Consider the following 8,149-nt stretch of genomic DNA (forward strand, 5'->3'; position numbering starts at 1 on the left):
AATACCGTACTGGCCGAATTACAACCACGCATCGATTCCATCTTCAATCCGAAAAAGTTTCATGTTGAGCTTACCGGCTCAAGCATCATATTTATAAAAGGCACCAATTACCTGTTAAAAAACCTTTATGAAAGCCTGGCCTGGGCAATAGCATTGATAGCGGGGGTAATGTGGATCCTTTTCAGGGGCATAAAGATGATTGCCATATCGCTGGTGCCAAATCTTGTTCCGCTGGTTATTACGGCCGGGATCATGGGATTTTTCGGCATCCCGCTTAAGCCTTCAACTATATTGATATTCAGTATAGCCATGGGTATCTCATCCGACCAGACCATTTATTTCATCACCCGTTATCGCCACGAATTACGCCACAGTAAAAAAAGTATCTCCCAAATAGTTTCGGATACTATCCGCGAAACCGGGGTGAGCATGATCTTTATAGCTACCGTGTTATTTTTCGGCTTCGGGATCTTCGCGGTATCAAAATTTGGCGGCACCGCAGCATTGGGGATCCTGTTATCTATAACCCTGTTGGTAGCCATGATCAGCAACCTTACCTTACTGCCTGCGTTTTTGCTTTCACTTGAAGGCGGCGTTGACCGTAAAAAAATTAAAGGACCTGATATTGATGAAGCATGAAAAAGCGGAAGGCTAAAGGCTGAAAGCTTTTTTAGGTCAATGTGCTTAAAAGCTATAAGCTACTGCTGCACCCTTCACGGATTTGCGTTATCGGTTACTTTTATTTTACCATAGACATAGCCAACACTACCGTCCATATTAGTACCTTCTAAAATATAGGTATAGGTTGATGGTTTGTCTGCCGCATAAAATGATACGGTTGCTTTTCCGTCGGCACCGATTGTTATATTGGGCTCCCAATGTATGGTTGAGCGCAAATCAGCAGTAGGCTTGGCTTTATCTTTAACGGCATAACGAGGAATGTAAAAATGAGCCGGCAAACTAAGCGGCAAAGGTTTATATAAGTACTTTCCGGGTATATTTTGAAGAACAGGCCCTTGCCCTGAACGTGTAGTTAACTCAATAAAAGCAAAATCATTTGAAGCAAGAACCTCTTTCCAATCCATGGGAATATATCGCCCGTAATAGTTGTTAGCATATTTACCCGAGCTAATGATCTCCATACCTTTAACATCTTCGGCATCATGCGTTTCAAGATAAATTTTAATGTCATTAAAGCTGATGCGCTGATCTATAGTCGGATTCGCAAAAACAGAACCAAACGCTACGCCATCGACTATCAACACCAAGGGTTTATTATCAATAAGGTACCAGGTTGTACTGCGGGGAATGGACGCTATTACCGGAGGTGGTGTATTCTCAGCGGATGCCTTTACATCTGCTTTATTTTTCCCCATCAATGAATATATCAGTGCGCTGTAATGATATAACTCAATCAGGTTATATTCACTGGGCTTGCTGATTATACCCATTCTGAAACCAGGTACCTTTTCTTTTAAAAAGCTGAACCAGGTTTCTTTGCCCGCCTTCTCCATGTCGGCCTCATTAAAGGTCATGTCGGCCTCGCCCGGGCCGTTCAAATTTTGCGATCCTTTTATTACTTTCTTAGCAATGATCTTTACTTCCTTTAAGGCACGTGTGTCTGCGGGTAAATCATCGGCCAGGTTTTGACGGGCCCGGTTATTTTTCACGTTGTTAAATAAACTTGTATCGCTGCTTACGTACCAGGGTAGATTGGTTGCTGTTGCCGAAAATTTAATTATCGGCGGAGGCACATCATCCATCACAATGCCAACATTAAAATTTTTAGCCGTTTTAAGCACATAGGCAGGTGTATCTGTAAAAGGGAGTTTATCAAACATAAAACGCCCGGCATCATCAGTAACAGCCTCCGCAACCAGCACAGGCGATTTTGACAACATGGATATTTTTGTGGCTTTCACGGGTTTATTAAAAGCGTTAAGTACCCGGCCCTTAACGGCAAAACTAGTTTCGGCGGTGTAAACCGGCCGGCCTTTTTCATCTGGCCAGTTGTAACTTACCCAACCTTGTGTAAGCAACAGGTTATCAAGAGCCTCTCTGCCTTGTATATTATTAGCGACCAGGTAATAATTGGGGTGCTCAACAAAGCCCTTTAATTCGGATGTGAGCAATAGGCGGGTAATGATACTTTCGTTGTTTAGGCTATCCTGATGTACCAATGCATCATCAGTAACAGCCAGCGAAAAATTCCCGGCTACCGGGTTGCCCAAAGCGTCGTTCGCGTTGATATGTAAAGCAATGCTGTCATGCGGGGCATAGATCATTTTATCGGCATTGATGCTTAAATGCAGGTTATCATGCCTGTTAATAAAAATCAGGCGTTCGTTTAACGGCTTGCTGTTCATATCAAGCAGCACAAAATGGGTAATGCCCGAGGGGAAAAGCCGCTTGCTGATCTTTTGGCTGATGGACGCGCCGTTTTTAAAATTAACCATTGCCCCATAACAAATAATTTCGCGGGCTTTACCTATCAGAAAATAGCTTTCACCCGAGCGCGCTATTTTATCTGTCGCGGCCAGTAAAACTTTCACCGAATCTTCGGAAGCCGAATTGATCACATTTAAAGCTATGCCTTCCTTTTTAACATCGGGCAAAGGAAACTCACGTATTGCACCACCCGGCAGGATTACCTTAGCAGTATAATTTTCACCGGTATTAACAACCGGCAGATTAAAACTCCCTATGCCCAAATGTTGCGTTCCAAAATTAGCTACTACCTGTTTCTCATGGTCCAGCACCACGCCCGAAACATTGACGCCCTTACCATCCAAACCTATTGCTTTAAAACCGACATGCGCCGGTAAGCCTGCTGTTAGTTCGCCCCCTTCGGGCATAAATTGAACATCTGCATCCTGCGCGCGATTAAAATCCAGCGGAATATTTACCCGATTCCCTGCGGCATCGTTAGCTATCAGGTGAATATCGCCGGGCCTGGCAGGCAGGTTGAAGGTTATGTCTATCAGGCCCTTTTTATCCGTTTGCATGGCCTGCCGGTATAACCGTCTTTTCCCTTTCATTACAGATAACTGAACAGGCTTGCCTGCCACAGCTACTTTATAAACATCGCTCAACAACAGTTTAACATGGGCCTGTTCCTTATCATTTGTCACCATGCTTGAGCAGGTATAATTGGCCAGCCAATTACTGCCAGCATCATCCGCAATGGTGAACTGTTTCCTAAAAAAGCAATCCTGTTTAAAATTTTGCAGCCACTGGGTGTAGGCCACAAGTGTATAAGTACCGGCGGGCAACTCCTTCAGGCTCACGTTGCCCCAGCTTAATCCTTTTTCAACAGGCAGACGTTGTCTTTTCACCACTACATTGCTATCAGTAACAATGCTCACATACATGATACCGCTTTTGGCCGATAGGTTGAGTGTAGGCGCGTTAAACAGGTAAGCCTTAAACCACAGGGTGTCACCAGGGGTGTAAGTGCTTTTATCAAATTGCAGGTAGATCTTCTCGGCCGGATTTTGACGGGTAACACTATCCTGCACCGATTTCATTTCAAGCAAATGCGAAGCGGGGGCTTTTTCCTGTGCATAGCACTGCATACTCATAAATGAAGCTATTGCAAAAAAGATCGCGCAGGTATGTACAAAACGCGCGCGCATAAGGGCAAAAACAAATACCCGGATGGCAAGGCTACTGTTTTTCAATTTGGATATATTTAGGTTTATAATTGGGTGATATAAAGTTAATTATTATTCACAACAAATAAAAAGGTTGTATTTTTATATCATGCCAAAAGAAGAAGTTGCCGACCTGCTTTTCTTTATGAAGACCTTTCCGCGGGAAGTGCGGGAACGTGCTTTATGGCTGCGCGATTTTGTATGGGATTTGTACCCGCAGGCCAACGAGCTCATTTATGATAACTACAATGCTTTGGCTGTGGGCTGGTCGCCTACCGAAAAAATGAGCCATATCTTTTGCTCCTTTGCCCTGTACCGCGGCGTTAATTACAACACACATTTCGGTTTTTACTGGGGATCAGAACTTCACGATCCGCAAAAAATGCTCATCGGCGAAGGCAAACAGTACCGCTATCTACTCGTAAATGATATTGAAGCATTTCCGCAGCAGGAAATAAAAAAGCTGGTTGATGAGGCCTGGCAAAACTCGCTGGCAAAAGTCAAAGACTCCAAACAAATAACCCAAGGCAAAACCATTGTAAAAATGGTATCTGACAATAAGCGGGAAAAGAAACTTAAAACTCCTAAAAAGTAAGTTTCCGGCACATCTGAAAAATTTCTACACGAATGCTTTGCAGGCTCTCCACAATTAATCGAATTGCACGAATTTTAGATTAATTCAAATTCGTGCAATTCGATTAATACGTAAAAATTAGTGTGAAAATTTTTCAGTTATCAATATGCATGTTGTTAAAAGCGATCTCATAGGGTATATAACCCCTCATTTTATTTTACAGGATAAAATATTTACTTTAAGCCTGTAAACTTATACCTTAATGAAAAAGATCACATTGTTGATTTTATGCTGCTGCTTAAGTCTCTATGGCGTTGCACAATCAGCTCGTTTATATTTCGACAGGCTTGATATTAAAAAAGGGCTGCCTGAATCAAACGTGGGCTCTATTATTGAAGACAGCCAGGGCTATATGTGGTTCTCTACCCAAAATGGACTGGTACGTTATGACGGTTACCGCTACAAAATATACAAACTCGGCTCGCCAAAATTCAATAAACAGGTATCAACACTGGTATTTAATGTAATTGAAGACCATAACAAAACCTTGTGGATAACCACCCTTGCCAACGGAATTTTCAAGTACAACCGGGCAACTGATTCCTTTACACAATACCCCTATCCGGCAAGCTTAACCTACGGACAACTGCTTGTGGGCACTATAGATAACGATGGTAATCTGTGGGGGCGTTTTGATTCAGCAACCAGCGGTCAAAATATCATGAAATTTGAGCCGGGCACGGGGCGGTATCAACTTTTTGGCGATCAGCAAAAGGGTATCTATCATGTGAGGGCAACTCTTTATTACAGTCCCGTTAAAACCGCCAATGGCAGTATCTGGTTCGGCTCAAATAATGGCATATATCGCTACAATGGTACAGGGAAAGGATTTAGTGAATACCTCACATCAAATGATACCGCAAAAATGCGGGCTGCAAATCCAGTTTATGAAGCTCCATCTGAACCGGGTGTACTTTATATGAATACCTTCCACGGCCATGACGAAGCCCTAAAATTCGCCCGGTATGACATTAGCACCAACAAGCTTAAAGAATATGGCCAGGCCAATGTCAAAGACAGCCTGTTAAGCACAGGTATTTATAGCTTTTATGAAGATAAAAGCAAACGCCTGTGGATAGGCACGAATAAAGGTCTTTCAAAGTTTGACAGGCAAACCCATACATTCAGTAACTATATACCTGTTGATACCATAAACTCAGCTACCAAAAACCAGTTCATCGGCTTCAGGGAAACGAAGGATGGGAAACTCTGGATCTCATCGTCGGCCGGTTTGGTTTATTTTGACCCCATAACATCTGCTTTTAAGCGCTACCTCACCGATCCGGATGACCCGGGTGCTATACCAAGCCTGGGCATAGGCAGTAAAACAGTTGACCATACCAATACGCTTTGGGTTGGTTTTGGAAATGCAGGTGTAGCGCGTGTAAACAAGTTAAAAAGCGCCTTCACCATATTTAAAAGTAACCCTGCAAAAACCGGTACCTATCCCGGCAAACTGGTAGCTATTAAAACATGGCCCAATGGCGATGCATGGCTCACCACCCGGCAGGGTATATACAAAGGCAATATTATCGCTAACCAGTACAAAAAGGTATACAACGCAGCCCCTAATGAAGGTTATTTTCCGGGCTTTTGTTACGGACAAAACAACACACTGTATGTGGCAACCGAAAGCGGATTGCTGGTGTACAATACCATCACCGGAAAAAAAGAAAAATACAGCAACATCCCCGGTGATAGCACTTCCCTTACCAGCAATTTTATACACACGCTGTTTCAGGACCATACCGGGATACTATGGATAGCTATCGATATTGATGCCGGGATCTGCTCTTTTAACCCGGTAACCAAAAAGTTCACCCGCTACCCCTACCGGGGCTCTTACGAAAAAATCACTTCAAAAAATAAATATGCACTTGATGACAGCCGCGCTATTACCTTTTATGAAGATCATGAAAACACCCTCTGGGTAGGTACTAATTTTGGCGGACTTAATCGTTTCGACAGGAAAACAGGGCGCTTCATCTCCTATTTTAATAACGATATGCGAAAAGCCGCCTGTGTGGATAATATTTTTGAAGATAAAGCCGGCAGATTTTGGGTAGGCACCTACCTTGATGGCCTGTTTGAATTTGACCGCAAAAAGGAAGTTTATGTAAGGCATTTCAATGAAGATTCCGGCTTGATATTTAACTCGGTAATGGGCATTAATGAAGATCATGACGGTCGCCTGTGGGTTATAACCGAGCGGGGCTTTACACGGATAGATACCCGCACCATGAAGCTTAAAAATTTCTTCATGGACGACATTTTACCCGGGAAGGATATTTTCAGGGGAATTGATAACGTTAACAAGCTGACAGATGGCCGGATGGCTTTTCCATTAAACAATGGCATTGCTGTTTTTAACCCCGAAGATTTGAATGATAGCCCCTATCTGCCCATTGTACATATTGAAGATGTTATCTATAGTAATCCTTCGGCAAGTGAAAAGGCATTTAGCAAAACATTAGCATATGGCCACAAAAAGCTCGAACTACCCTACGATCAAAACCGGGTGCAGATCGATTATATTGGTCTGCAATACGATAACCCGGAACAAAATGTGTATGCCTACAAACTGGAAGGCTATGACAAAAACTGGGTGAACGCCGGGACTGATCGCTGGGTGACATATAATAACCTTTCGGCCGGTACATATGTATTTCGTGTAAAAGCGGCAAACAGCTCGGGTAAATGGAACAACACCGGCGACAGCATAACCATCATTATCGCTACAGCCTGGTATTTGCGCTGGTGGGCATGGTTAATATATGTGATATTGTTCGCTTCGGCGGTTTACGCTTTTATTGCCTATCGTTCACGGCATCTTAAACGTGAAAACCAGCTGCTTGAAGAAAAGGTAAAACAACGCACTAACGACCTGAGCCTGGCCAATAAGGAACTGAGCGAACAACAAGAAGAGATCATTACCCAGCGCGACAGGCTATCAGAGGCGGTTCATAATTTAAAAAACACCCAACAGCAACTGATCCAGGCCGAAAAACTGGCTTCACTGGGCGAACTTACCGCAGGCATTGCCCACGAGATCCAGAACCCGCTTAATTTTGTAAACAATTTTTCGGAAGTAAGTATCGAGTTGATAGAAGAAATGGAAACCGAGTTAACTAATGGTGATGCGGAAGAAGCTAAAGCGATTGCTGCGGACGTAAAGCTCAACCTCGAGAAGATCCACCACCACGGTCAACGTGCCGATGGCATCGTGAAGAACATGCTCCAGCATTCAAGGGCCGGTACCGGCAGTAAGGAAGCTGTAAACATCAACAACCTGACAGACGAATATTTTAAGCTGGCTTACAACGGCCTCCGCGCTAAAGACAAAACTTTTAACGCGGCACTGGTTACCAATTTTGACAGTAGCCTCCCGTCGATCAATATTGTGCAGCAGGATATTGGCCGTGTGCTGTTAAACCTGTTTAACAATGCCTTTTACGCTGTTCATCAAAAGCAAAAAACAGCAGGCGACAGTTACAAACCCGAAGTTACAGTTACAACAGCCCCCCAGCCTCCTAAGGGGGAAGCTACCTCGGTGATCATAACAGTTCACGATAATGGTATGGGGATTCCTGATAGTATTAAGGAAAAGATCATGCAGCCATTTTTCACCACCAAGCCAACGGGGCAGGGAACAGGATTAGGACTGTCACTCAGTTATGACATTGTGGTTAAAGGACACAGCGGCAAAATTGATATTGAGAGTAAGGAGGGGGAGTATACTGTGTTTACTGTTATACTGCCGGTGGGGTAATCTTACAAAAATGTTATTGCGAGCGTAGCGCGGCAATCTCGTCGCTAACGCCGCTTCAATATGCATAGCTACGAGATTGCCACGTCGCTCCCC

4 protein-coding genes are annotated in these 8,149 nt (G+C 43.7%); 3 read left to right on the plus strand and 1 reads right to left on the minus strand.

The window, feature by feature from the left end; all coding sequences use genetic code 11:
- On the plus strand, positions 1-639 hold a 639-nt coding region (locus VF500_RS18540; RefSeq protein ID WP_330861104.1), incomplete at its 5' end, for an MMPL family transporter.
- A 74-nt stretch (positions 640-713) separates the two neighbouring features.
- On the opposite strand, the gene VF500_RS18545 is transcribed toward VF500_RS18540, so the two are convergent.
- Entirely contained in the window at positions 714-3,680 is a 2,967-nt protein-coding gene (locus tag VF500_RS18545) for a hypothetical protein (protein WP_330861105.1), read from the minus strand.
- A gap of 82 nt (positions 3,681-3,762) precedes the next feature.
- On the opposite strand from VF500_RS18545, the gene VF500_RS18550 reads away from it, so the two are divergent.
- Both VF500_RS18550 and VF500_RS18555 read left to right on the plus strand, forming a co-directional pair.
- Positions 3,763-4,248: a hypothetical protein gene (locus tag VF500_RS18550; protein WP_330861106.1), complete on the plus strand. Its 486-nt coding sequence runs from the start codon at positions 3,763-3,765 to the stop codon at positions 4,246-4,248.
- 241 nt (positions 4,249-4,489) lie between these two features.
- Positions 4,490-8,056 (plus strand): two-component regulator propeller domain-containing protein, encoded by a 3,567-nt coding sequence (locus VF500_RS18555; RefSeq protein WP_330861107.1) that lies wholly within the window; start codon positions 4,490-4,492, stop codon positions 8,054-8,056.
- The last annotated feature ends 93 nt before the right edge of the window (positions 8,057-8,149 follow it).

The sequence above is a fragment of the Mucilaginibacter sp. genome, assembly GCF_036383575.1.
Lineage (GTDB): Bacteria > Bacteroidota > Bacteroidia > Sphingobacteriales > Sphingobacteriaceae > Mucilaginibacter.